The organism is Kovacikia sp. CALU 1929 (genome assembly GCF_056784235.1).
The window spans coordinates 83,473-109,076 of sequence record NZ_JBXBCF010000056.1 but is presented as its reverse complement, the minus strand read 5'-3'; the positions used below and the strand labels follow the sequence as shown (position 1 = coordinate 109,076).

14 protein-coding genes and 1 riboswitch are annotated in these 25,604 nt (G+C 48.5%); of the genes, 6 read left to right on the top strand and 8 right to left on the bottom strand.

All coding sequences use genetic code 11. The features are described from left to right. The first annotated feature begins 243 nt into the window (after positions 1–243). On the top strand, positions 244–1,980 hold the full coding sequence (locus tag AC1S52_RS06365) for an ABC transporter substrate-binding protein (RefSeq protein ID WP_482028174.1): 1,737 nt from the start codon (positions 244–246) through the stop codon (positions 1,978–1,980). Positions 1,981–2,783: 803 nt separating this feature from the next. Beyond that, positions 2,784–8,042, top strand: coding sequence for an nSTAND1 domain-containing NTPase (locus AC1S52_RS06360; RefSeq protein WP_482028173.1), 5,259 nt, complete (start codon positions 2,784–2,786; stop codon positions 8,040–8,042). A 269-nt stretch (positions 8,043–8,311) separates the two neighbouring features. Here AC1S52_RS06360 and gndA read toward each other — a convergent pair whose 3' ends face one another. Further along, positions 8,312–9,757, bottom strand: coding sequence for an NADP-dependent phosphogluconate dehydrogenase (gndA, locus tag AC1S52_RS06355; protein WP_482028172.1), 1,446 nt, complete (start codon positions 9,755–9,757; stop codon positions 8,312–8,314). 430 nt (positions 9,758–10,187) lie between these two features. Between gndA and AC1S52_RS06350 the strand changes: the two genes are divergently transcribed. After that, a complete protein-coding gene (locus AC1S52_RS06350) occupies positions 10,188–14,576 on the top strand; it encodes a Ycf66 family protein (RefSeq protein ID WP_482028171.1) in 4,389 nt (1,462 codons plus the stop codon). 248 nt (positions 14,577–14,824) lie between these two features. Here AC1S52_RS06350 and AC1S52_RS06345 read toward each other — a convergent pair whose 3' ends face one another. Further along, the gene (locus tag AC1S52_RS06345; RefSeq protein WP_482028170.1) at positions 14,825–16,645 is read right to left on the bottom strand and encodes a mechanosensitive ion channel family protein; all 1,821 of its coding nucleotides are present in this window, start codon (positions 16,643–16,645) and stop codon (positions 14,825–14,827) included. 248 nt (positions 16,646–16,893) lie between these two features. Here AC1S52_RS06345 and AC1S52_RS06340 point away from each other — a divergent pair, with 248 nt between their 5' ends. Then, a complete protein-coding gene (locus tag AC1S52_RS06340) occupies positions 16,894–17,796 on the top strand; it encodes a PrsW family intramembrane metalloprotease (protein ID WP_482028169.1) in 903 nt (300 codons plus the stop codon). Between the two features lie 149 nt (positions 17,797–17,945). On the opposite strand, the gene thiC is transcribed toward AC1S52_RS06340, so the two are convergent. The 5 genes from thiC to AC1S52_RS06315 all read right to left on the bottom strand — a co-directional run bounded on the left by thiC (position 17,946) and on the right by AC1S52_RS06315 (position 22,785). After that, positions 17,946–19,319, bottom strand: a complete 1,374-nt coding sequence (gene thiC, locus AC1S52_RS06335) for a phosphomethylpyrimidine synthase (protein ID WP_482028168.1) — start codon at positions 19,317–19,319, stop codon at positions 17,946–17,948. Positions 19,320–19,327: 8 nt separating this feature from the next. Further along, positions 19,328–19,430: riboswitch (TPP riboswitch) on the bottom strand. 219 nt (positions 19,431–19,649) lie between these two features. After that, positions 19,650–20,426 carry a 2,3-bisphosphoglycerate-dependent phosphoglycerate mutase gene (locus AC1S52_RS06330; RefSeq protein ID WP_482028167.1) on the bottom strand — a complete coding sequence of 259 codons (777 nt, stop codon included), beginning with the start codon at positions 20,424–20,426 and terminating at the stop codon, positions 19,650–19,652. A 302-nt stretch (positions 20,427–20,728) separates the two neighbouring features. Further along, entirely contained in the window at positions 20,729–21,523 is a 795-nt protein-coding gene (locus AC1S52_RS06325) for a hypothetical protein (protein ID WP_482028166.1), read from the bottom strand. 119 nt (positions 21,524–21,642) lie between these two features. After that, positions 21,643–22,206 (bottom strand): Uma2 family endonuclease, encoded by a 564-nt coding sequence (locus AC1S52_RS06320; protein WP_482028165.1) that lies wholly within the window; start codon positions 22,204–22,206, stop codon positions 21,643–21,645. Between the two features lie 198 nt (positions 22,207–22,404). After that, positions 22,405–22,785 (bottom strand): ArsR/SmtB family transcription factor, encoded by a 381-nt coding sequence (locus AC1S52_RS06315; RefSeq protein WP_482028164.1) that lies wholly within the window; start codon positions 22,783–22,785, stop codon positions 22,405–22,407. An 88-nt stretch (positions 22,786–22,873) separates the two neighbouring features. Between AC1S52_RS06315 and AC1S52_RS06310 the strand changes: the two genes are divergently transcribed. Together AC1S52_RS06310 and AC1S52_RS06305 are read left to right on the top strand one after the other, a co-directional pair. Continuing rightward, the gene (locus AC1S52_RS06310) at positions 22,874–23,293 is read left to right on the top strand and encodes an ArsI/CadI family heavy metal resistance metalloenzyme (protein ID WP_482028163.1); all 420 of its coding nucleotides are present in this window, start codon (positions 22,874–22,876) and stop codon (positions 23,291–23,293) included. A 366-nt stretch (positions 23,294–23,659) separates the two neighbouring features. After that, complete coding sequence (locus AC1S52_RS06305; protein ID WP_482028162.1) at positions 23,660–24,478, top strand: transglutaminase domain-containing protein; 819 nt, start codon at positions 23,660–23,662, stop codon at positions 24,476–24,478. Positions 24,479–24,576: 98 nt separating this feature from the next. Here the strand turns inward: AC1S52_RS06305 and msrA are convergent, their stop codons facing one another. After that, positions 24,577–25,242: a peptide-methionine (S)-S-oxide reductase MsrA gene (msrA, locus tag AC1S52_RS06300; RefSeq protein WP_482028161.1), complete on the bottom strand. Its 666-nt coding sequence runs from the start codon at positions 25,240–25,242 to the stop codon at positions 24,577–24,579. Positions 25,243–25,604 lie beyond the last annotated feature (362 nt).

Below are 25,604 nucleotides of genomic sequence, written 5' to 3'. Positions count from 1 at the left end.
CTGCCTGACGATTTCCCAGAATGAATTACATCCAACTACCCTCTAACAACCACCCCATCCTACGGGAACACCAAAGGCGAACACCCCTCACTCCTCACCTCTCTCTAACAACCAACAACTAACAACTAATAAACTACTAAGACTGACAAGATTTTCGTATCCTGGAAGGGCGGATATCCGCTAATGCTCGTTAGTATTTGGTTTATGAGATTCCTTAACTCACCACTTTTAAGGCGTTGGTTTATGGTGTTGCTGGCAGGGGTAGCCGCGATCGCCCTGACCGCCTGCAACCCAGATCAGTTTAGAACGTCAGCCGCCCAGGTGCCAGAACTAGTTGACTGGACCCTGAGCGACCCCAAAACCTTTAACTATGCCCTCAGCAACGAGTCCCCCAATGTCTTCTCACTAATCTATGAGGGATTAATCACTGAGAACGCACTGACGGGCGAGATTGAGCCATCGCTGGCAGAGTCATGGCAAATCTCAGACGACAACAAACGCATTACGTTCACCATGCGAAAGGGCTTGAAATGGTCAGACGGGCAACCCCTAACGGCAGATGATGTTGTCTTTAGCTACCGAGACATTTATCTCAACCCCGCCATTCCAACAGACATTCAGGATGTATTGCGGATTGGTAAAGACCGGCTATTTCCATCGGTTCGCAAGATTGATGAACTTCGCGTCGAGTTTACTACCCCAGAACCCTTCGCTCCCTTTTTGCGGACTACAGGAATCCCAATTATGCCCAAGCACGCTTTAGAGAAAGCGGTTACAACCAAGGGAACTGACGGAAACCCGCTCTTTTTCTCAACCTGGGGCACCGACACCGATCCCAGAAAGATTATTGCGAATGGTCCTTACGTGATGGAGAGCTACGTCAGCAGCCAACGAGTCATCTTCAAACGCAATCCCTACTACTGGCGCAAAAATGCCGAGGGCAAGCCACAACCTTTTATTGAACGCATCGTCTGGAGTGTAGTTGAAAACCGAGATACGGCATTGCTGCAATTTCGATCCGGTGGACTGGATGTCTCAGAACCGATTCGTCCGGAGGATTTTACTCTCCTGAAGCGGGAAGAACAACGGGGTAGATTTACCGTGCACATGGGTGGTCAGCGTCCTATTACCACCTTTATGTCATTTAACCTTAACCAAGGTCGTCGGGATGGTCGCCCCCTGGTCAATCCAATTAAGTCCCGCTGGTTCAACAATGTGGCATTCAGGCAAGCCGTTGCCTATGCGATCGATCGCGAAAAGATGAATAACACCATCTATCGCGGGTTGGGTGCCTTAATCAACTCGACCCTGATTCCCCAAAGCCCCTTCTACCTTTCTCCAGAGCAGGGCTTGAGGGTTTACAACTACGACCCAGAAAAAGCTAAACAACTCCTGAGAGAGGCAGGCTTTAAATACGATTCCAAGGGGCAACTGCTGGATGCAGAGGGCAATCGGGTACAGTTCACCTTAATGACCAATGCTGGCAACACGATTCGAGAACAAATGTTGGCTCAGATTCGGCAAGATTTGGCGAAAATTGGGATGCAGGTCGATTTAAGCCCCATCAATTTCAACGTCCTGCTCGACAAGCTCGATAACTCCCTGGACTGGGATGCTTATTTACTGGCAATGGGCAGTGGACGAGAACCCAATGATGGCTCCAACATCTGGTCGCCTGACGGTTCTTCCCACAATTTCAATAGTGCGAAGGGCGGTGGTAAGCCCGTTGAAGGGCGGGTAGTTGCCGATTGGGAAGCCGAGATTGGTCGCCTCTTCATCCAAGGCGCACAGGAACTGGATGAAACCAAGCGCAAAGCCATCTATGCCCGAACCCAACAGCTTCAGCAAGAAAATCTACCCTGGGTTCCCCTGGTAGTAGAGCGGATTATGGCAGCCGTGCGAGATCGCGTCGAGGGGATTGAATATCCAGAACTAGGGGGCGCACTCTGGAACATTCAAGACTTATATATTGAGCAATAGTGGTTCACCAAAGGAACTTTGCTTGGTAATCTAAACTCAGAAAAACCAATTTATTAGGATGGGCAAAGGCTTTCTTTGCCCGTTCCCATCCGCTTCAACTCTTGGCGATGGGCACACTTTGTCTAACCTACGCTGGCTATTCGCAAAGCGTTCCCGCAGGGTAGTCGCGGCTATGCGGACAAAAGAGTCGTAAATATACGGATCTGGCTCTGAATTTGGTTATCTGAGTTAAGTGAAATCCGTGATTTCTCTATTGTTTTGCTATCCCTCTCTTTTAAAAGACTTCTCCTAATAAAACAATTGACCTTTTTCAAAATTTAAGCAATTTTTCAAGATTATCTATAAGTAAGAAAAATTGCTTTGTGTTTAGGAAACTAAGACTCAAAAAAATCACCCTCAGGGGTGATACCCCCTACTACCTGTTATGCATTTCCTATTAGTTTTGAGTTAGGGATGCCCTTGCCCAAGAGTTTTTCAGGCTAATACGGTCTAGCTAAGCTGGTAAAGGAATCCTTCCAAAATGTTTTTGGGTGAAGTTGAAATTTGACTCAGCAATTTGGCTGATAACTGTTCAATCAAATGACTGAATAGATGATTAAACCCCAAATAGGAAAATCCTTATTCCTGAAAAATGGCTGCTCATTTAAGTCTCTCCAATCCTCGGATTTACTGGAAAGTTGATACCTTCCAACCCAGTTTTGCAGTTTAGCCAGTCCGACGTTATCAATCCTCTCCCTGTTGTAGTTCGGTAGTCGAATTTGAGGTGAACCAACCAGTTTTAGGATGTTTGAGGCTGTTAGGAAATGTCAAGGGATGCTCTTGTTGTTGGAATTAGCGCCTATCAGTGGCTACCAGGGTTGAATGCTCCTGCCCATGATGCAGAGGCGATCGCCCAGCAGCTACAGACCAATGGCGACTTTCGTGTAACCCGGATGCCCGATGTCATTCAAGGCAGGCAATCCAGAGTGGGGGTGAAAACTCCGGTGACGCTTGCCGAATTAGAAGCTGCACTGGTACGGCTGTTCAAGCCTAAAGGCACTAATATTCCCCACACCGCCTTGTTTTACTTTTCTGGGCATGGTTTACAGAAGGATGCTGGTATTCAAGAAGGGTATCTGGCAACTAGCGATACCAATCCCAATGCGGGCTTTTACGGACTATCCCTATTTTGGCTGAGACGGTTGCTTCAGGAAAGCCCGGTCAAGCAGCGCGTTATCCTACTGGACTGCTGCCATAGCGGTGAATTACTTAACTTTCTGGAAGCAGACCCCGGTGCCCGTGCCGGAACCGATCGCCTGTTTATGGCAGCCTCCCGTGAATACGAAATGGCATACGAGTCGATTGAAGGAAAGTACAGTATTTTTACCCAAGCTTTGGTTGAGGGGCTTGATCCAAACCGGCTCCCTTCTGGCACCATAACAAACTACGCCCTCACCGATTGGGTCAGCAATGCGCTCAAAACCGAGATCCAACAGCCGATGTTTGAAAACTCTGGCAGTGAAATCGTGCTGACTCGCTGCCAGGGAGCGCCGACCCTGATCAAAACTGAACTGTCTCAGGAAATTTGTCCTTACCGGGGATTGGAGTGTTTTGATGAAGCACACGCTGAGTATTTTTTTGGACGGGAAGACCTGACCGATCAACTGATTGAAAAACTCAAAACTCGCAACTTTGTTGCCATCGTTGGGGCATCTGGCAGCGGTAAATCCTCTCTGGTGAGAGCCGGACTGATTCACCAACTGCGGCAGGGACACAAATTTTCCGGTAGCGATCGCTGGCGTATCCAGCTCATCACTCCGACCGACCAACCGCTCAGGAGTCTGGCGAGTGCCTTTGTCAATTCTCAAGCACCCACTGTAGACCGGGCAGAACACCTGCGGCGGGCAGAGGCATTGCTAGAAGAAGGCGGCAATGGGCTTTCCCATCTGGTTCGTGCCAGCCTGATCTCGTCTAAATATGGCAGGAATTCTCGCCTACTGCTGATTATTGACCAGTTTGAGGAAGTGTTTACCCTATGCCAGGGACCCCAGGCGGAGCGCGATCGCCACCGCTTCTTCAACAGCCTGCTGAGTGCCATGCACGAAGCCCATGATTGCCTCAGTATTATCATCGTGTTGCGGGCAGACTTTTTTGGCAAATGCTCTCTCTATAACGGACTGGCAGAACAGATAGAGCAAAACTTGATGACCGTGACTCCGCTGACCTATGAGCAAATCAAAGCCTCTGTTGTCAAGCCTGCCCAGAAGGTGGGTGCAGTCTGTGACCCCAATCTGGTTTACAACATCCTGTTAGATGTCGTTGGTGCCCCTGGCGAGTTGCCCCTACTCCAGTACACATTATTGGAACTGTGGCAGCAACGGCAGCAAGACCCCAATGGCGGTCCTGACCGACTCACTCTGGATGCTTACACAGATCTGGGTGGAGTGCGAGGAACTCTGCAAAAACGGGCAGATGCCATTTTCTATAGTCTCAGTTTGGAAGAGCAACAAGTTGCCAAACGCATCTTTATTGCCCTGACCCAGCTAGGCGATGGCACAGAAGATACCCGTCGTCGCGTCCTTAAATCAGAATTGGTCAGCCCCCGATTTCCGGTGGAGTTGGTAGATCGGGTGCTGGAAAAGTTAGTCACGGCAAAACTGGTCGTGACCAACCAAATTGTACCAACCAGCCGTTATCAAGAGCGGGTTGACCAGAGCATTGCCAGTGTTTCTACGGCACTTCGTTTGGCTCAAATGTGCCAGGGCAAATTTCCTAAAGCCAATCAGTCAGGCGAAGGATTGTCTACCCGGTTGCAAACCACTGACTTGTCAGGGGAACATTTGATCAGCAAAATCACTCAATTACCGACCAATCATCTGACAGAGCGCAACTATTCCCCTGTTTCCTGTCCGATCAATCAAGAAACGGTTGACGTTGCCCATGAAACCCTGATCCGGAACTGGTCGATGCTGCGAGTCTGGCTAGATGAAAATCGGGAGATGCTGAGGCGACAGCGGCGGATTGAACATGCTGCCAGGGAATGGCACAACGCAGAAGAACCCCGCTCGAATGATTACCTGCTGCATGGCGATCGCCTGATTGATGCCGAAGATTATGTTAGAACCTTCCCAGACGAACTTTCTGCCCTGGCGCACCGATTCATCTCGATTAGCCGGGAAGAAAGCCGCCGCATTCAAAAAGAACTGCGGCTGTTGCAAATGGTCATCCCCTGTACGCTCTTAGTCGCATTGGGAGTGACTTTAAATCAGTACATGGCATCGATCAAAAGCCAGGCAGAAAAAGATTACCAGCTTCAAATTGCCACCTCTCGTCAGCAGGCAGCAATCGCCCAGTCCATTCTGCAAGAACCGGATGGTGACCCCACGACAGCGCTGCTAATCAGCCGGCTGGCGGCAGAAAAGGGCGGGCGTACCTACGAAGCTCAAGCCAGTCTGCGCTCTGCCCTGACAAAACTGCGGCTCCAGACCTATCTGCGTGGAGAACAGGGGGAACTTTATCAGGTCGCTTTTAGCCCAAATCAGCCCTATCTGGCTACTGCCGGTGAGGATGGCACAGTTCGGCTGTGGTCCTTAAAGACTGAATCGGTTGAAAGGGTGCTGCGGTGGCAGGAAGCAGAAGACAAGAAACAGGAGCCACAGAAATCAGAATCAATGCCTCACAGTTCTGCGGCAATCACCACCATTCGCTTCAGCCCAGATGGCAAATTACTGGCAGCGATCGCGAAAACCTCCAATATTGCGCAGGTTTGGTCGGTGGAATCTGGAGCGCTTCTTTATCAGTTAAAAGCTGATGATGGAGCGATCAAGCAACTGATTTTTAGCCCAAATGGTCAATGGATTGCCGCCATGGATAACCGCCAGTCGGTTCGCATTTGGCAGGCAAATGATGGAAAACTTGAGAGACAACTTTCCCCTAAGACGGAGGTGCGCAGTATTGCCTTTAGCCCAGATGGGCAGCAGGTTTTAACCGCAAGTGGTAATACCGCTCAATTGTGGCAACTGAGCACAGGGCAATCGCAACAAATCTTGCATCATCCGAGTGGAGTTAACCATGCCGTCTTTAGCCCGTCCGGGCTGCAAGTTGCCACCGTTTCAGACGATGGAATCATTCGCTTGTGGCGAGTAAGCTCTGAGCCATTATCATTACCACCCCATCCCCTATCTCAGAAGCCAGAAACTCAACCAGACACTCAAATTATTCAGCAGTTCACAACCCATTCACGCTCACTGGCACAGGTGCTATTTAGCCCCGACGGACAGGTGGTCGCCGCTATGGATCAAAGTCGTCGGTTCTGGGTATGGGATGTTCGTTCGGGACGTTTACGGCTGAAGGATACCGATGAGGTGGAAAATGATGGGCATCTAAACCAGAATGCAATCGCTTTTAGCCCAGACAGCCAATACATCGTCACGGCTGGGATAACAACGGATACCAAAGAGTCTAGTCAAGTTGCTCGTCTGTGGAATCTACGGACCAATCTGTTGGTCGAAACGTTGAGAGGACATTCTGGTGCAATCAGATCGGTTCAATTCAGCCGTGATAGCGCCCTGATTGCCACCGCCAGTGCCGATGGTTCTGTCCGCCTGTGGGCAACGGAACCAGGTAGTGAATTCCCAACGTTGAAAATGCCGGGAGCAGGCATTCAATGGATCACATTTCGAGATCCCAAATCCAGACAAAAACTGGATTTATCACGGACAGCGGCGGCGATCGCAACAAGCACCCCTTCCATCGCTGAAAAACCTGCCAGCCATCTCCCTCCAACCTCCAATAGCCTTGACGGGTTGATCACGGTTGCGGTGGATGGCAGCATCCGACATTGGAGCTTACCTCACCAGTTGCCTGTGGGCGACTCATCCCGTCCCCGTTCCTCCTCTTCACTGGCTGAAGTACAGCCTCCCCGATTACTACAAAATAGTGGCTTCAACTTTCTAAAGTGGGTTGGCGAATCTGTTTCGTTTCTGAAGCCAAAACACAATAGCCAGTCAGCTAACTGGATGATGTCTACAGTCAAAGCGGAACCTCACACCGGTTTCCAGGCAGCATCCATGACGACTGACAGAGCACAAGCTAGCCCTTATGGAACGTCTCCCCAGTTGCCTTTATCCCAGTCGTCTTCATCCCAGATAACTGCCACCAGAGTTGGGAAAACGCTTCCTATGGGAACAAAGCTGAGTGGCGTGGCGTTCAGCCCAGACGCTCAAAACATGGCAACCGCGATCGATTCAGGGAATATTGAAATTTGGAGTATTCAGCCCAATGGTACGGTTAAACCTATACGGCGGGTCGATTCACCTTTCTATAGTGGAACAGGCACCAATCAACCCCGCCAATCTACTATTCAACCGATTCGTCAGCTTGCGTTTAGCCCTGATGGACGAAAATTACTTGGGGTGGGGGATGACCGACTAATTTACTTATGGGATGTGCAGTCGGGGAAGTTAATTAATCGCCTGAAAGGACATACAGCAGCGGTTGAGCAAGCCCAGTTTAGTTCAGATGGGCAACTAGTGGTCAGCGCCAGCCGCGATCGCACTGCCCGTATCTGGCAGGTGTCCACCGGCAAGCTACTCAGTACTCTGTCCCACCGAAATGCTGTCAGCAGCACTCAGTTTAGTCTAGATAGCCAACTGGTGGTGACTACTAGCCTGGACGGAACCGCCAGAGTGCTGGATGCCAAAACAGGAGCAATCCGCGTTTTACTGGCAGGGCATCGGGGGTCTGTTTTGGATGCCAAATTCAGCCCCGATGGGAAAAGGTTGGTGACTGCCAGTGCCGATGGTACCGCCCGCCTATGGGATGCTGAAACAGGAACGGAAGAAGCCATTTTGCGTCCGGTCGAAGACAACAGCGAACCTATTCAACGAGCATTCTTTAGCCCCGATGGAAACTACGTTGCAACCCTCAGCAAAAGCGGCAAGGTATACGTGTGGGCAACTACCTGGGACGGGTTACTCGATGTTGCTCGCGATCGCAGCCTGCGCCAGCTTCAACCCGAAGAATGCCTCCGCTACTTACGCCTGCCTCCCAATGCTTGCCCAACCCTGGAAATGAAGAAATAGGGAAGGGGAGAGAGTTTTGAGTTGAGAGTTTTGAGTTGAGAGTTGAGAATTGGGGAATGGAGCCTTAGTTGTTGGTTGTTAGATTGATTGATTGGTATGTTCAATTTTTTGTGGCACTCCTGAAAAGGGCATCTGGGATCCAAGGGAGCAGGACATCAAAGTTTACCTCCCAGCTGCCACCTCACACCTCTCATCCCTCTCTCACCTCACACCAAAAGCGGGAAGGAAAAATCTCCTATCCCGCTTGTGCTTTATATTTGGAGGCTTGCCTACTTCACCATGGCTGGTTCTGGAGATTGTTCTGCAACATGAATCCAGTCGGTGTGATAAACCCCTGATTTGTCTACGCGCTCGTAGGTATGAGCACCAAAGTAGTCGCGTTGTGCTTGGGTTAGATTTTGGGGTAGGCGATCGCGCCGGTAGCTGTCAAAGTAATCCAGGGAAGCGCTAAACGCCGGGACTGGAATACCCATTGTCGCTGCCACCGCAATCACTTCTCGCCAAGCTGCCTGCCGATCTAGAATCGTTTGCTTAAATTCAGGTGCCAGTAGCAGGTTGGGCAGACTGGGATTTTCATCAAAAGCGTGCTTAATCTTGTTCAGAAAACCAGCCCGAATGATACACCCTCCCTTCCAGATGCGAGCACATTCCCCCAGATTGAGGTTGAAACCATAGACCTCAGATGCCTTACTTAAGAGCGCCATCCCTTGGGCGTAAGAGCACATTTTGGAGCAGTACAGGGCATCTCGAACCTTGGTTACAAAGGCTTGCGCATCACCGTCAAAGCTGGCAGTCGGACCCGTTAATTGCTTGGATGCAGCCACTCGCTCTTGCTTATAGGAAGACATGATGCGGGCTGTAACTGCTGCAATAATGGTGGGAATGGCAACCCCTAGTTCCAGGGCATCCGCTACCGTCCACCGTCCTGTACCTTTCTGTCCAGCCGCATCAAGGATCAGGTCTACTAAAGGATTTCCAGTATCCGGATCCATCACCTTGAACACATCTGCCGTGATCTCAATTAAGTAGGAATTGAGTTCATCAGTGGTGTTCCATTCTGTAAAGACTTCTTGCAATTGTTGAGCGCTTAAGCCCAGAACACTTCTCAGCAAGTCATACGCTTCGGCAATGAGTTGCATATCCCCGTACTCAATGCCATTGTGTACCATTTTGACGTAGTGACCAGCCCCCCCAGGACCAATATAGGTAACACAGGGACCATCATCGACCTGAGCCGCAATCTTAGTCAAGATAGGCTCCAGGTACTGGTAAGCCTGTTGAGTGCCGCCAGGCATCAGGCTAGGACCATTCAATGCGCCTTCTTCGCCTCCACTAACCCCCATCCCAATGAAGGTAAACTTAGCAGATTCCAAATCGACTGCACGACGCTGGGTGTCAGTAAATAACGAGTTACCGCCATCAATCAAAATGTCGCCTTCGTCTAGGAGGGGCTTCAGTTGTTCGATTGTGGCATCTACTGGAGCACCAGCCTTCACCATAATTAAAATTTTGCGCGGACGTTCGAGAGCGGCGACAAACTCTTCCAAAGTATATGCGGCAACAAAATTTTTACCTTTTGCCCGCGTCGCCATAAACGTATCTGTTTTTTCGCGACTACGGTTATAGACAGCGACGGGAAAACCATTGCGCTCTACATTGAGCGCTAAATTTTCACCCATCACAGCAAGACCAATCACGCCAAAGCTTTGTGCCATAAATTTTCCTGAGAACTCTGCAAGTGCCGAGGCTGACCATGTTACACAGCGTAGCCCGATCTCTCCAGGAAAGCTTGGAAGATAACATTAAGCTGTCGTAAAGTTGCTCTGTTAGAGAATCGGAAAAAAAGGGAAATATGAGGGGGAAAGTGAGGATAAGGAGAGGGACAGTTGAGAGAGTAAACGTCGCAGGAGCCATGTTTCAAGGCTGTTTCAGTGAGACACAGGAGTATCAACCAATTTTCGGTCGATCACCCGTTCTTCTGTTATTGTCACCTGACATCTTTAGGCTCCCGAAGTGCTGGAGATTGATAGAATTGCCCCCCGGATCTTTGAGTTTCTTAACACAATCCCTCAAAACTTAAATCCCATCCTTCTCTGGCGGAGTAGAGTTAATAGGTAATCTTCAGGCATGGTTGGAGCAGCAATTATGCTGACATATCTTCTGGCACTGGTGGTTGGCTTAGGCAGTTTTGCCCTTTATATGGCTGCCTTCTTCTTTCCAGAGGTACACCGCAAAACTGATTTTATCTGGAGCGGCATCGGTTTGTTTTACGCTCTCGTTTTGTGGGTTTGTGCTGAACGAATTAGAGGGGGGCTGTTGTTGGGGCAAACAGCGGGGGTGGCTTTGTTAGCCTGGTTTGGCTGGCAAACACTCATGCTGAGGCGACAGGTAGTGCCCCTAGAGGAGCAAACGGCGATCCCAACTTCAGAGGAATGGCAGGAAATTCTGGGGAATTTGTCTAGCCCTGAAGCTCTCTCTAACCTCCCAGGACAGGCAGTGAACCAGTTTGAGCGACTGAAGAATCGAGTTCAGGATCTGCTAGGAGGGAGAAATAAACCAAAGGCACCTTTCAAGCCCAAGGTTGATGAACCTTATGTGCCCTTGACCCCGGCAGATTTTGCTTCGGCACGTCGGCAACATTTAGCCCAGCCTGCTGTAGAAGCTGAAGAAACAATTGCCGAGTTTGAAGAGGTTGCCTCTGACGCGATCGCTGAAGTTCAACCCAAGCAAGATTCCCTCAATCAAGTGATTGACACCACGACCGAGCCTGTGAGCGAGATGACTTCGGAGACGATTGACACCACTCCATCGGCTGAAGATTCCTTAAGTGAAGCATTTGAGACGGTAACCAAACCCGTGAGCCAGATGGCTTCAGATACGATTAATGCGATTGATGCGGCTCCATCGGCTGAAAGTTCCCTGAGTGAAACCTTTGACACCCTATCTGAGCAATCTCAAGAGAATGCTCAGACCATTTCTGGGGAAGTTAAAACGGTTGCCAGTAAGGCTGCAAAGGAAGTAAAGAAAAGCACCTCTGCCTTGAAAGGAGGTGCAGACAAACCACTCTCTACCTTGAAAGAAAAGGGGACTGGCATGTTTGCAGTGATTTCGGATGTGATTAAAGGCTTGTTTCAGAAGAAGGAGAGTAAGCCTACCTACGTTAGAAAGCAGTTTCGGCCATCTGCTGGCGAAAGTACCTTCGCTGAAGCGAAGGAAGAAGCGGTGATTCAGGCGGAGTTGATCAGTGAAGTGGACGTTTCTGAAGCTGATCAAAATGGGGCGATCGCGGAAGCCTTCGTTTCAGAAACGATTGCAATGAGGATTGAAGAACCTGCCGACTCAGTAGATGCTCTGTTTCAGGAGGAAGCTCCAAGCCAGGAACCTGCGATCGATTTAAATGAGATCGACCTGAATAACATCAATCTCACTGAGATGAACCTGGCTAGCGGCAACACCGATGACCTCTTTGATCAAGAGTTTGAGAATGGAGCAGAGTTTGAGAACAATGCGGAATTTGAAAACGACACAGATACATCCATCGCTGAAGATATTTCTGGCGTGATTGAAGAAACGCTCCAGCTTGAGTCTGAAGCTATGATCGATCCCGCAATGGAAGAAATTTTGGAAGCAGCAATTTCTGAGAGTCTATCTTCCGATACTGATACTGTGTTTCAAGCGGAAGAAAGTGATACTCCTGATTGGAGTTTGGGGTTTGACTCCAGCCCGATTGTGGAAATCGCTCCTGAGATTGAACCGTTGTTTCAGGAGTCTTCAGAGTTCACTCCTAACTTAAGCCTGGAATTAGATTCCGACCTGGCGGAAGACTATTCTCTGGATGTGGATGGATTATTTGAGGAGCCAACCGAAACTGATCAGGATTTGAGCCTGAAGCTAGATTCTGAACTCGTGGAAGAAGGATCCCCTGCTGCAAATGAGTTATTTAATGAGCCAATCGAAACTACATCTGATTTGGAGTTAGATTCTGAGTCAGATGAAGGGATGTTTGCTAATGTTGATCTCTTGTTTCAAGAAGCACCTGAAGTTGATCCAGGTTTGGGGCTAGAGCTAGATTCTGAACCAGCGGAAGACTATTCTTTGGATGTAAATGGGTTATTTGAGGAGCCAACTGAAACCGCATCCGAATTGAATCTGGAGCTAGACTCTGGGCTAGTTGAAGCAGTCTCTTTTAATTCAGATGCGTTATTTGAGGAGCCAACTGAAACCGAATCTGAATTGAATTTGGATTTAGAGTCTGAGTCACCTGAAGCGATGCCTTCTAATGTTGATCTCTTGTTCCAAGAAGCACCTGAGGTTGAACCAGGCTTGGGACTAGAGCTAGATTCTGAACCAGCGGAAAACTATTCTCTAGATGTAAATAGTTTATTTGAGGAGCCAACTGAAACGGCATCTGAATTGAATCTGGGGCTAGAGTCTGAGTCACCTGAAGCGATGCCTTCTAATGTTGATTTCTTGTTCCAAGAAGCACCTGAGGTTGATCCAGGCTTGGGACTAGAGCTAAATTCTGAACCACCACCAGAAGACTCTCTTGAAGTAGATGGGTTATTTGAGGAGCCAACTGAAACGGCATCTGAATTGGATCTGGGACTAGATTCTGAGCTAGTTGAAGCAGTCTCCTTTAGTTCAGATGCGTTATTTGAGGAAACCCCTGAAACTGCGATCGATTTATATCTGGAGTTAGAGTCTGAATCACCTGAAGCGATACCTTCTAATGTTGATATCTTGTTCCAAGAAGCACCTGAAGTTGATCCAGGTTTGGAGCTAGAGCTAGATTCTGAACCAGAGCCAGAAGACTCCCTTGATGTGGATGGTTTATTGGAGGAGCCAACTGAACCAGTATCAGATTTGAGCTTGGAGCTAGACTCTGAGCTAACTGAAGAAGACTCTCTTGATATAGATGGTTTTTCCCAGGAAACACCTGAAACCATGTCCGATTTGAGCCTGGAGAACGGTTCTGAGTCATGGGAAGAACATTCTCTTGATGTGGGTGGTTTATTTGAGCAGCCGACTGAAACTACGCCCAATCTGAATCTGGAGTTTGATTCAGAATCTGTAGCAGAGCCTTCTTTCAACGTTGATGGGCTATTTCAAGAATCGGTTGAGATGAGTCCTGATTTGAACCTGGACATTGAATCTGAGCCAGTTTTAGGAACTTCAGAGGTCTACTCAGCAGATTCCTTGGGTGCAGTGGAAGAGATTTTCCCTGATGTAAATGAGATCTTCCCAGTGCCACTGGAGAATACTTCTGATTTGAGTTTAGAAGTACCTTCTGAGGCGATCTCAGATATCTTCCCTGACCCTCGTGGTCTCTTCCAGGAGCCGGTTGAAGAAGTTAAAAATACTACCTCAGAGCCTTCCTATCAAGGTGCTGAAGAACTTTCAGCCAGCATTGATGCGTTCTTTGATGAACAAGCTAAGGTGACACCTGATTTAGGCTTTAATTTTCCTCAAGCGATCGTGGAAGAAGACCTTCCGGATGTCAGTGCTATTTTTCAAGAAGCCACTGAAAGCACGTCTGAAATTATCCTGGAATCTCCAATTGAGGAACCTGACGCTGAATTTCCTGATGTGAGTGCCCTGTTTCAGGAGCCATCTGAGACTACACCTGAAATTATCCTGGAGCCTCTAGCAGAGGAACCTGGAGCAGACCTGGATATGAGTGCCCTGTTCGAGGAGCCAACTGAAAGCACACCTGAAATCAACCTGGAGTCTCTAGAAGAAGAACCTGGAGCAGACCTTGACATGAGTGCTTTGTTCCAAGAGTCCTCTGAAAGTACGTCTCAAATCACGCTGGAGCCTCTGGGAGAAGAAACTGAGGCTGAATTTTCTGATGTAGGTGCGCTGTTCCAAGAGTCATTTGAAACCACGCCTGAAATCAGCCTGGAACCGCTGGGAGAAGAAACTAAAGACTTCCCAGATATGAGTAACCTTTTTGAAGAACCGACAGAGGAAGTCACTTCAGACATGGGGCTAAGTACCTCCTTTGATACATCTGAAGAAATGTTGCCTAGTTTTAATGGGCTTTTTCAGGAGCCAATTGAGCAGGAGCGATCGCATACGGAAGAGGTAACGGAGAATACATTCTCTAACCTGAATAACTTACTTCAAGCAGAGCTAGATGCTCATTCATCAATGATTGGGGAACCTTTTGCAGAACCTTCTCTGGAAGAATCTTCATTGATAGAATCCTCATTGAAAACTGAAGATCTGTTTGCAGGCGAGGACGTAATTTCTGACAACTTCGGTTCAGATAGCCTCTCTCAAGATGAAGAGACGGCGGAAAATTTTGCTGTCACAGAAGAGATTGAGATTCGTTTTGGTCCCGATGGAACGATTGATTTGAATAATTTAGGAGGAGTTTTTGAGGATACGCCCATTGATGATGACTCTCTAAACATGGATTCAGCGTTTCCAGGTAGTCCAGCAGGCACAGAAATAAGCCTTGAGGCAGCCTTTGAAGACGCTGACCTTGAACATAAAGATGTTGCGCCTCCGATGAATGATGGAGAGTATTAACGGGGGATGTGACTGTATAACTTAACCCTCCATGGGGGTGCAGAGTGCCGATAGGGGACAGGGTTCCGGCTAAGGAGTTGTTAAAAATAACTTCACACTTTACTGTTGTTCCCCTCGTTCCAAGTCTCTGACTTGGAATGGCAGGTCGGAGGCTCTGCCTCCACTCGCAAAGAGGCAGAGCCTCGCTGTTCGGAGACTAGGAACCAGTTAAGTAGTTTTTTAACAAGCTATAAGCAAGGGGGAAGCCATTACAAATGCTCGCTTTGGGGTGTAGGTAAAAGGTTTTCTTTGTCTCGACCGTTAGATGAGCCATTAGTAGGCAATCCCTCACCCCTAAACCAAGCATCCTGCTGGGGTTTACCGATCGCAATTCCATGCTGATCAAAAGCAACTCTTACTCGACGGCGGAATTCGCGCCCAACCAGCCATTGCTGGGCAGGTTTCGTTCTGATCCAGACCCGCAGCAGCATTCCCGTGTGTGAAAGATTATCAACGCCCAGCACTTCTGGGGAACCGATGATGCGATCGCGCCATTCTGTCTCGTTATACATTTGCTGCACCAAGTCTCGAAGAATACCCAAAGCAAAGTCAATGTCAGTGCTGTAGGCAACTTCAATTGAGAAATCAACCCTGGACCAGGTTCGTGTCAGATTTCTGACATGGGTAATCGCGCTGTTGGGGATGGTGATCAATCGTCCCTCCGCATCACGGAGCTGGGTAATGCGGAGGTTCATGTTTTCCACCAACCCCGCATCATCCCCAATTGAAACGACATCTCCAACAGCATATTGGTCTTCTATCAAAATTAGAAATCCATTTACTACATCTCTCACCACATTTTGAAAGCCAAGGGAAATAGCGAAGGCAATAATCCCCCCAATCGCCAGCACAGAACCAACGGGAAGCCCAACTACACTTAGAATCCAGGTAATTCCAACAATATAAACGACAAATGTTTTCAGCCCTTTCAGCGCTCCAATGGTAGTAGAAATTCTGAGCGATTCCCGGTGATCGTCCCTTTTGGTAAAAAGGTTCCCTTGCTCCCAAACCTTCGCCAGATAGTCAAGCGCTATATTGCCAGCCCGAATCAGTAATCCAGTGACAAACCAGACCATCAGCAAACTGAAAGGAATGCTGAGAATTTGGTTAGAAAGGGGACGAGTCCAGGGAAAAAGCGCCAGAATTAACCCAGTTCCCCCTACCCAAACGCCGATTTGTCCCCAAAATACCAGCCATTTAAAGAACGCAACCATCCCTCGTCGGCGTTCAAAGGTAAATTGCTGTCTTAGCGTTTCCTGAAACCTCAAACGGTGAGCTGCCAAAATGGGAACATCGGGCGGCGTTTCGGGAGGAAGACTTGCCTCAGCAACTCCAGCTTGTTGTTGTTGCTGTAAGATGCTGTCTCTAGTCCTGAGAAGTTTTTTCAGCAGAGACAAAACCAGACTGGTAACTACAATCCCTAAGAAAATAGGGAATGCTCTACCAATCTGCGCCTCCAGAGTCTTCTGGGTTCGCTCTGCCAATGCCTCTCGCAGTCTGGTACTAATTCGCTCTTGCATGAAACCTGCCACTTCCTCAACGGGCTGCCCATAAAATGCAGCATCAGCCTGAGTGACCGTAATAATACTGAGCGGTTCAGGATGGTTTTTGTCTTTAACAAAAATAACCTGGTCGTTGTTGAGCGTTGAGGTGTAAACCTGCAACGAGTTGAGGTCGTAGGTGGTTTCTGTGACAATTCCACCCCGAGAAAAGCTGATGTCATCTTCAATCACCCGGTTGAGGTTGACCTGAATTTGCTCTGCCCGTTCTTCCACAGGAATCAGATCGCCGGGGTTTGTGCGATCGCGCACAGTCGGCGAGGCAATTCTAAATAATGCTTCGCCATCAAACATAATGTCGGTCACTTCAACTGCCCCATAGCGCTCAACTCTGGCAGGCGGGCTGGTTGAAGTCTGGGCGGGAGGACTGGGAAGGGGCAGTTGTGCCAGCGTGATAGATCCCCAACCAATGGCGATCGCTAAGGTTAGCAAGCTAATCAACCCAAAGCGGACGAGTGGATAACGGGGCATTTTCACCCTGGATAGACTGTTAGAAACACTCTGTATGAGGGTTTTAAGAAAAAATTGCATCGGCATCTCACACGATTTACCTGGCATCTTTGCAACTCTAAGTCAGGGGATCATTGCTAAGAACCATCTAGAGGTAGAGGTCTGAAAGGGTGGTGGTGTGTTCCCAATATCGCCGTTGCTCTCAGACTAAAGATAGATTTGCAGACATAATTTACACTTTAGGCAGATGAGAAAAGGTGCCCAAAGTAATGAGCCATCGTTCATGGAAATTTCGCTTTAAGGATGTGGTGCCCTACGAGGAAGTATTTAAACCAGAGCTTTATAACCACGGAAATGCTCGTTTTTTACTCTTCTTTGGGTTGTTTCCCCTGCTGGTAAGTTTGCTAGGGTTTGGAACCGGTATACAGAACACGGCTTGGCTGCTGGGGATTTACTATGCCTGCATCTGGGGATTGGTTCTGCGTAACTTTATCAATCCCGATCTTTTCTCCTGGAGCAAAACACTGACCTGCATTTTGTTTGTGATTGTGTTTGGGATTCCGCTGCTTCTATTACTTCAGGCGATTCCACCCTTCAATTTCCTTTATAAAGGAATTGATAGAGGCGGCATTTCGGCATTAATTGGATTTGTATTTGGAGTCGGAATCCTGGAAGAGTTCATCAAAGCATTGCCTGTGTACCTGTTTCTGGTAAATCCAGGGAAAGTCCAGGATCCCCTATCGACAGCGTTTTATGGAGCCATGTCAGGGTTGGGGTTTGCTATTTCTGAAGGAGTTAATTACTCACTACAATACGCGATTGGGTTCAGCCAGGGATTTGCTCACGCCCTGCGTGGAATGGATCGAGAACTGTTAGAACCTAGTATTAGTGGGTTTCTTTTGGTGATCACGATTCGAGTCGTTTGTTTGCCCCTGTTCCATGCAATTTGGGCAGGGATTTCAGGTTATTTTCTGGGGTTATCCACCTTCAGTCGATCGCAAAAATGGACGATTATTCTCGTCGGTTTGGCGATCGCAGCGGTGCTTCACGGTCTATACAATACTTTCTCCAGCAATATTTTGGGTTTACTGGTGATGGCATTTTCAATCCTGCTGTTCCTCGCCTATCTGCGTAATAGCCAGAAGATGATTCGAGGGGCAAGGGAAACTTGAAAAGGAGGGGAGGAGGGAGGGGAGAGGGGTTGTTAATGGTTAGTTGTTAGTAAGCATTGAGGATGCAGTAGTTAGAGATCAATTCTTATCAGGAAATCTCCTAGAATTCTCGATTCTCAACTCTTAAAAACTCCTCACCCCTTCACCCTTCACACCTGGGCAACTTTCTCTTTGGCTAAGAACTTTTCCAGTTCCGTCAGGGCATCCGCATCGACTTTGGTTTGCATGGGGCAGAACTTAGGACCACACATTGAGCAAAACTCAGCCGTCTTGTAGATATCTGCCGGGAGCGTTTCATCGTGGTACTCGCGGGCACGATCAGGGTCGAGGGAAAGCTCAAACTGGCGATTCCAGTCAAAGTTGTAACGGGCACGGGAGAGTTCGTCGTCGCGATCGCGTGCTCCGGGACGATGACGGGCAATATCTGCGGCATGAGCCGCAATCTTGTAAGCAATTAAGCCATTCCGCACATCCTCAGCATTGGGCAACCCCAGGTGTTCTTTCGGGGTAACGTAGCACAGCATGGCTGTACCGTACCAACCTGCCATTGCCGCTCCGATCGCGCTCGTAATGTGGTCATATCCGGGTGCAATGTCCGTTACCAGCGGACCCAGGACATAAAAAGGAGCCTCGGAGCATTCTTCCATCTGTTTACGGACATTGAACTCAATCTGATCCATCGGCACATGCCCTGGACCTTCCACCATCACCTGCACGTCATGTTCCCAGGCTTTGCGGGTGAGTTGTCCCAAGGTCTTGAGTTCTGCCAGTTGGGCTTCGTCGGAAGCATCATGCTGGCAACCGGGACGGAGAGAGTCACCCAGGCTGAAAGAAACATCATACTTTTTGAAGATCTCGATAATGTCACCAAAGTGGGTGTAAAGCGGGTTCTGTTTGTGGTGGTGCAGCATCCAGCGGGCAATGATACCACCGCCACGGGAAACAATCCCTGTCAATCGATTGCGAACCAGGGGCAGGTACTCAATCAAAATCCCAGCATGGATGGTCATGTAATCAACACCTTGTTGGGCGTGTTTTTCAATCACATGCAGAAAATCATCCGGTGTTAGACTTTCGATATTGCCGTGGACACTTTCCAGCGCTTGATAAATAGGCACCGTGCCAATGGGGATGGGAGACGCATTGATAATCGCCGTGCGAATTTCATCCAGATTGCCGCCGCCGGTAGACAAATCCATTAGCGTGTCTGCACCGTACTTGACCGCCAGGTTGAGTTTGTCTAATTCTTCCTGAATGTTGGAAGAATTGGGAGATGCGCCAATGTTGGCGTTGACTTTGCACTTAGAGGCAATGCCGATCGCCATTGGTTCCAGGTTCGGGTGATTAATGTTGGCTGGAATAATCATCCGACCCCGCGCCACCTCTTCCCGAATCAGCTCCGCTGGGAGGTTTTCGCGTTGAGCCACATACTGCATCTCTTCAGTGATCATGCCTTGACGGGCATAGTGCATCTGGGACACATTGTCATGCCCACGCCGATTAGCGACCCATTCTGTCCGCATATTTGACTCCTTTGTATAGATAGCTTCCCTCCGCCGGTATAACCCGGACTCAGGTTCTAAGGGTGTAATCTCAGCCTGGATGAAACATCTCAGGCACCCCTAGCGTGTGAGTTATCATACCACCCTTGATTGAAGAGGGAGGCTGGAGTTCCAAAAAGTTGAAGGTTTGGGGATAGGTGGTACGTGAGAGGTATAGCGAGCCTATTTGGATCGTGGAGAAAAGATTCCACAGGCACCCTTTCCCATAAAGCCTCTCACTCTCCACAAATGATTAGGGCTGCTATAGTAGGCAGCAGGAATTTTGAAAGCAATAGGCTCAGGAAATCACTACTAAACCTCATCCAAGTTGAGAACTGGAGATTTTTCTCTGGGAAAACTACGGGTTTCTAAGTTGGTGAGGTTTACCTGATCATCTAAAATTTCCTTACCAATAATTTGACCTTCAGAGCTAAATTCATAAACGATTGGGATGCCCGTAATCAGCTCCAGGTTGGAAATTTCTTCCTGACTGATGTGTTCCAGATCCATGATGATGGAGCGCAAGGAGTTGCCATGCGCGGAAATCAAAACATCTTCACCAGTGTTGATATGAGTCAAAATGCGATTCTGGAAAAACGGGACTGTACGAGCGACCGTGTCTTCCAGGCTTTCTCCCCCCGGTGGACGAACCGAATAGGAGCGCCGCCACAGCATCACCTGCTCGTCTCCATATTTTTTCGCTGTTTCTGCCTTGTTTAGCCCCTGCAAGTCACCATAAAACCGTTCATCTAAGGACTGGCATAGAAAGATAGGGATCTCCTCATCTGGTTCGCCCTCATGCTTATCCCAGCCATGCCAGTCGGGATTGTCTGCATTGTGATGGATAACGGGAGATTTTCCGTGGATTGAAACTGCATCCGATTCAACCAGACAAATCAGCGCGGTTTGAATTGCACGAATCAACAAGCTGGTAAAACACACGTCAAAAACATAGGATTTCAGCTTAGTTGCTGCCTTCTGTGTCTCTTCTAAGCCTTGATGACTGAGGGGGACATCAACCCATCCGGTAAATTTGTTGGCGGCATTCCAGATACTTTGTCCATGCCGGATCAAAACAAGTTTTGCCATTTTGAAAAGCCTTTTTATTTAATAGTTAGAATTAGAAAGTATTTACAAACAAGTTTTTAATTTTGCTGAACTGTCTATGAAACAAGGACTTTAGGAAACAAGGACTTTAGCGTTGTCGTTGACTGGTCCTGAACATCGCTAGCTTTTGACCTAAAGGTTTATTTATAGCTGTCACCAGGTAGCTTGGAACCCCAGGATTAGAATGGAAACCCATCTTATTCTCTTTGAAGCTGCACAGAAGAACGCCTGGTAGGCAAGGAACCTAAGCCCTTTGTTACATGCAAACTCACATTGAATTGGCGTTAAACAAGTATCTTGCGGACTGAATCGGCGATCGCTTGCAAATTTCCAGGGGATGTTTCAGAAGTCAGGATTAACTTTTTCCCAGTCGTAAGGGACAGAATCAGGTTGTGAAACCGCCTCCCTTTGCTGCCAACTCTTTCTTCTATGGCTACCTCCTTGATTTCTTGAAACCTGTAGTTTTTGATCGTTTTTCCTAACAAGGTGGATTGATGGACAGTCAATTTCCTTACAAGCCTTTCAAAGATGTAGGTTTTCACTTGTAATGTTGCCCACACAACCGTGAAACCAATTCCAACAAAGACACTCAAAAAAAGCAAAACTCCCAGGCTTTCTAATCGGTGATCGATGGAAGCGGACAGAGGAGCCGTTCTTGAGCCTGACTTGAGGAGATTAATTTGGGTAGCCACGTCTTGCCAGGTTTGCGAGTGGTTCTGAAAGGGAGTCAGGGGTACTTTACCCTGGCTTGTTTGAACAAACACTCGGTAAACGTAATGGTATCGCCGCCCACTGTCCCGCCTGATATCTTTGTCAACTCCAGCGCTTTCGATTCCGTCAATCGTTTGAGGTTCCCGATTGGTCAACCCAAAGTAGGCGGTTCTGGTTATCTGGCAGTTGACCGTCTCGTGCCGCTGACAGGTAATGGTTTCAATCCCCGCTGACTCGGCTAAAAACGGCACTATAAAGAGCGGAATTCCGGTAAAACCAGATGCCCAAACGATGATAAACGCCACCAGGAAAGGGGAGGGTTGGCTATGGAGTACCAACTTCTGTGATGTATGCTCCAGGATCTTCACAGCCTACCTGCCTTTGAAGGAGTCTGTATCTTTTATAACAAATATTGTTTAGCCATTCTCTGTCTCCACAAAATGCCCTTCATTGAAGCGAGAATTGCGATGGATTCAACGAGGCACGCCTATAGAAAAATCTGACTAACAGGTGTGCTAAATCCCGGCAGTAGAGGTGACTTAAGCGTATCGCCTTCGAGGAGAGTCGCAACGAGATGAAGTTGGGCATCGGAGCGGCGATAAATCTCTAGCGTTTTCAGTTGCCAATTAACAATCCAATATTCCTGCACCCCATGCAGGGAGTAAAGTTTGAGTTTGACTTCCTTATCCCGTTGTTCGTTGAGTTCGCCAGGGGAGAGGACTTCGACCATCAGTTCTGGGGCAACGGTCAGGTGGCCTGATTGATCAATGCCGTTGGCAAAGCGTTCTCGACTAATCCAGACAACATCGGGAATGACTGCATCGGTGGGGGTAAAAACAACCCCTGGAGTTTGGAAAGGTTTACCAAGCTGGGTTTGTCTAGACCAACTTCCAAGTTCAAAATAGATGTTTCCACCTACATCTTGATGGCGAATGTGGGGGGCGCGGGTCAAAAACAATTCTCCATTAATGATTTCATAGCGCTTCCAACCGCCATCGTCAGGCATGGCATCGAGATCTCGAGTTGTCCAGCGGAGGGAGTTGACGACCATAGGAGTAAGTGTTGAGCGTATCTTTTAGTGTAAGAGATAGCCCTTAGCATAGATATAGCAGATGCCAGATGTCAGGTTTCTAGAGAACAACTTTGAGCGAACCCTATCTCATGCAATGATCAAGATCAAGCTCTGCTTGTCAGGCTAATGCTGAAGTGGGTTGCAGTTCCTTCCTGAGACCTCAAATGGTTTCTACAGCTATCTTCTAGATTCCTGGGAAGTAGGAACGCCCTCAGGACGGTTGATCGGCATCGCAAATATTTGCTGCAAGCCCTTCAACCGTTCCGGGACAAGACGGTAATAAATCCAGGTGCCACGCCGCTCTTTTTGTAATAGACCTGCTTCATACATCACTTTGAGGTGGTGACTCACTGTAGGCTGCGACAGACCTAACGGTTCTGTTAATTCACAGACACAGGCTTCGCCCGTTGGTTGGGCGGCAATCAGGCTTAAAACCTGCAAGCGAGCGGGTTCACCCAGTGCCCGAAAAAGCACGGCAAGCTGTGCGGCATCCTCGTGGTTGAGATGACCAGAGAGTAGAGGCGTGCAGCAGTTGGAAAAAGGTTTAGATATCTTCATGCTTTCTATATTGACATCCATCAATATGGCTTGGCAATATATTGATATGCATCAATATCGATGTGTGTCAATATAAGGAGATTTACCCATGTCACGAGTTCAATTGGCGCTGAATGTCAGTAACGTAGACGAAGCAGTCGAGTTTTATCGCAAGGTGTTTGCGACGGAACCCGCCAAACGCCGCCCTGGTTACGCGAACTTTGCGATCGCAGAGCCACCCCTGAAATTGGTGTTGATTGAGAATGCTAAGAAGGCAGGAACGCTCAATCACCTGGGGGTTGAAGTCGAAACAGCCGTTGAGGTTAAGGTTGCCAGCGATCGCCTTCAGCAGGCAGGGTTGATTCCGTTCCAGGAAGACAAGGTAGATTGCTGCTATGCCTTACAAGACAAAGCCTGGGTAACAGATCCTGATGGTGCGTCTTGGGAAATCTACACCGTGCTGGAACATACCAATGGAATGCCCCGTGAATTTCGCAATGAGGCGATTGCCTGTGCAAAGTGTGGTTAAGTAACTAATATGGCTAGTAGACTGGGGCGTAAGTTTAGCGACCATTCTAGAGGTATTAGGTGTTAGGGATGGTAGACAAATTTACGCCAAGCTCTACTAGAGGGTTGAGTAGCAATGGCATAGGAAGTTACGCTAAGGCTAAAACGCTTTAGTAGCAGGGATTCCAAAAAGTACTTTTCAGTCTCAATGAGACGTACCAATTAGCCTCTAAGTTATTTGGTACAGAAATCGTGAACGAAGCAGCAAGGGTTTCAGGCTCCTAGTTTTCAGTGAGTTCAACTGGTACACTGCTTAGCGTAAGTTTCTGTTCGGATGATACTCAAACCCCGATTACATTAAAGTCAAGAGCCTAGTAGAGATTAATCCATGCGATTAGATGCAGGATGTCAGCTTTCCTTTGAAGGAAATACCCCCACTCCGCTGATTCTTATGCTCAGACCCAGGAGCGGACTGGGACAGTGGATACTCCGGGAAGAGTATATTCTTAAGCCGGAAGTTCCCGTTGTAGAGTACACCGATAGCTACGGCAATTTGTGCCAGCGGCTAATCGCACCTCCAGGAGAATTTCAGATTTTTACAACTGCCTGTGTGGAAACAGCGGATGAGATTGATACCTGTGCAGGTGCCCCTTTTGTTCCGGTGCAAAATCTGCCTGAAAGTACGATTCAATTTCTCCTGCCCAGTCGCTACTGCCAGTCAGACCAACTGGGGCATCTTGCCAGCGAAATTACTGCCAACAGCACCCCTGGTTACGACCAGGTAGAAGCCATTCGCCACTGGATTCAAACCAATGTGGAATACTGCTATGGCACCAGTGATGCATCAACCTCAGCCCTGGATACCGCCAAGTCTCAAGTTGGTGTTTGCCGTGACTTTACCCATTTGGGTGTTGCGCTCTGCCGCAGCCTCAGCATTCCAGCCCGCATGGTTGTTGGCTACCTGTACCAGCTTGAACCAATGGATCTGCACGCCTGGTTTGAGGCATTCGTAGGCGATCGCTGGTACACCTTCGATGCCACCCAGCCAAAACCGCGTGGCAACCGAATTGCGATCGCCTACGGTCGCGATGCCGCCGATGTCGCCCTCTCCACCCAATTTGGTCCACTTCAATTGACAGATATGCAAGTATGGGTGAAAGCGGTTGAGGAGGGGAGAGAGGCGGGGGAAGTGAGGAGTGAAGAGTGAGGAGTTGAGAATTGTAAAGTTAAAAGCTAAAAGGATTCCTTTCTTCTGGGTACATCCTTCACCATTCTCCTTCACTCCCAACTTTCATCTTTCAATTCTCAACTTTCAACTCCGCCCCCAACTCCTACCGGGCAAGACACATTGGTTCCCCCTAAACCGCAGTAGCCATTCGGGTTTTTAGCCAGGTATTGCTGATGGTAACCCTCTGCATAGTAAAACTCAGGGGCATCCAGAATTTCGGTCGTGATCTCACCGTATCCGGCTTTGCTGAGAGCCTTCTGGTAGGCATCCCGTGAAGTTTCTGCCAACTGTCGTTGAGCGTCGGAATAGACGTAAATTCCAGAACGGTATTGGGTGCCCGTATCGTTCCCCTGACGCATTCCCTGGGTTGGGTTGTGGCTCTCCCAGAAGACTTTTAGCAATGCTTCATAGCTGATGACTTTGGGATCGAAAACAACCAGCACTACTTCATTGTGACCCGTCATGCCGCTGCAAACTTCCTGATAGGTTGGGTTGGGTGTCACCCCAGCCGCATAGCCAACCGCAGTTGTAAATACCCCGTCCTGTTGCCAAAATTTACGCTCGGCACCCCAGAAGCACCCCAGACCAAAGATTGCCTGTTCCATGCCCGTTGGGAAGGGCGGTTTGAGAGGATTGCCATTCACAAAGTGGCGATCGGGTACGGGTAGTGATTCTGAACGACCGGGCAGTGCCTCTCCGGGGGCAGGCAGAGTGAGTTTTTTACCAAATCCAAACAACACCATAGGGTCTGCCTCTAAAAAACTTTATGGGACATCTTCATCTTTCTTAATCATAGAACATTGAATCGGCTCACCAGAGTTGAAGTTTCACCAGTGAAGTCAGTCGGGAGGTAGAATTCCACGGGGATTACGCTAGGCGTTGCCGCAAGCCTGCTTCCCTTCAATGTGTAATCATCCTATCGGTTTCAACTGAAGCTTATCTGAGAGCTGGCTGAAACAAGTTCTAGATTGGGTATAGCCCTGTGTCCTAATTAGATTTAGAGAGTGTTTGAAAAGTGCCTGACGGTTAAAACCGCGACTAGGCGAGCAAAGTCAGCCTGCGCGGACTCAGGCAAATGAGAAATTTCCGTAAGTTTCTGGAGTTA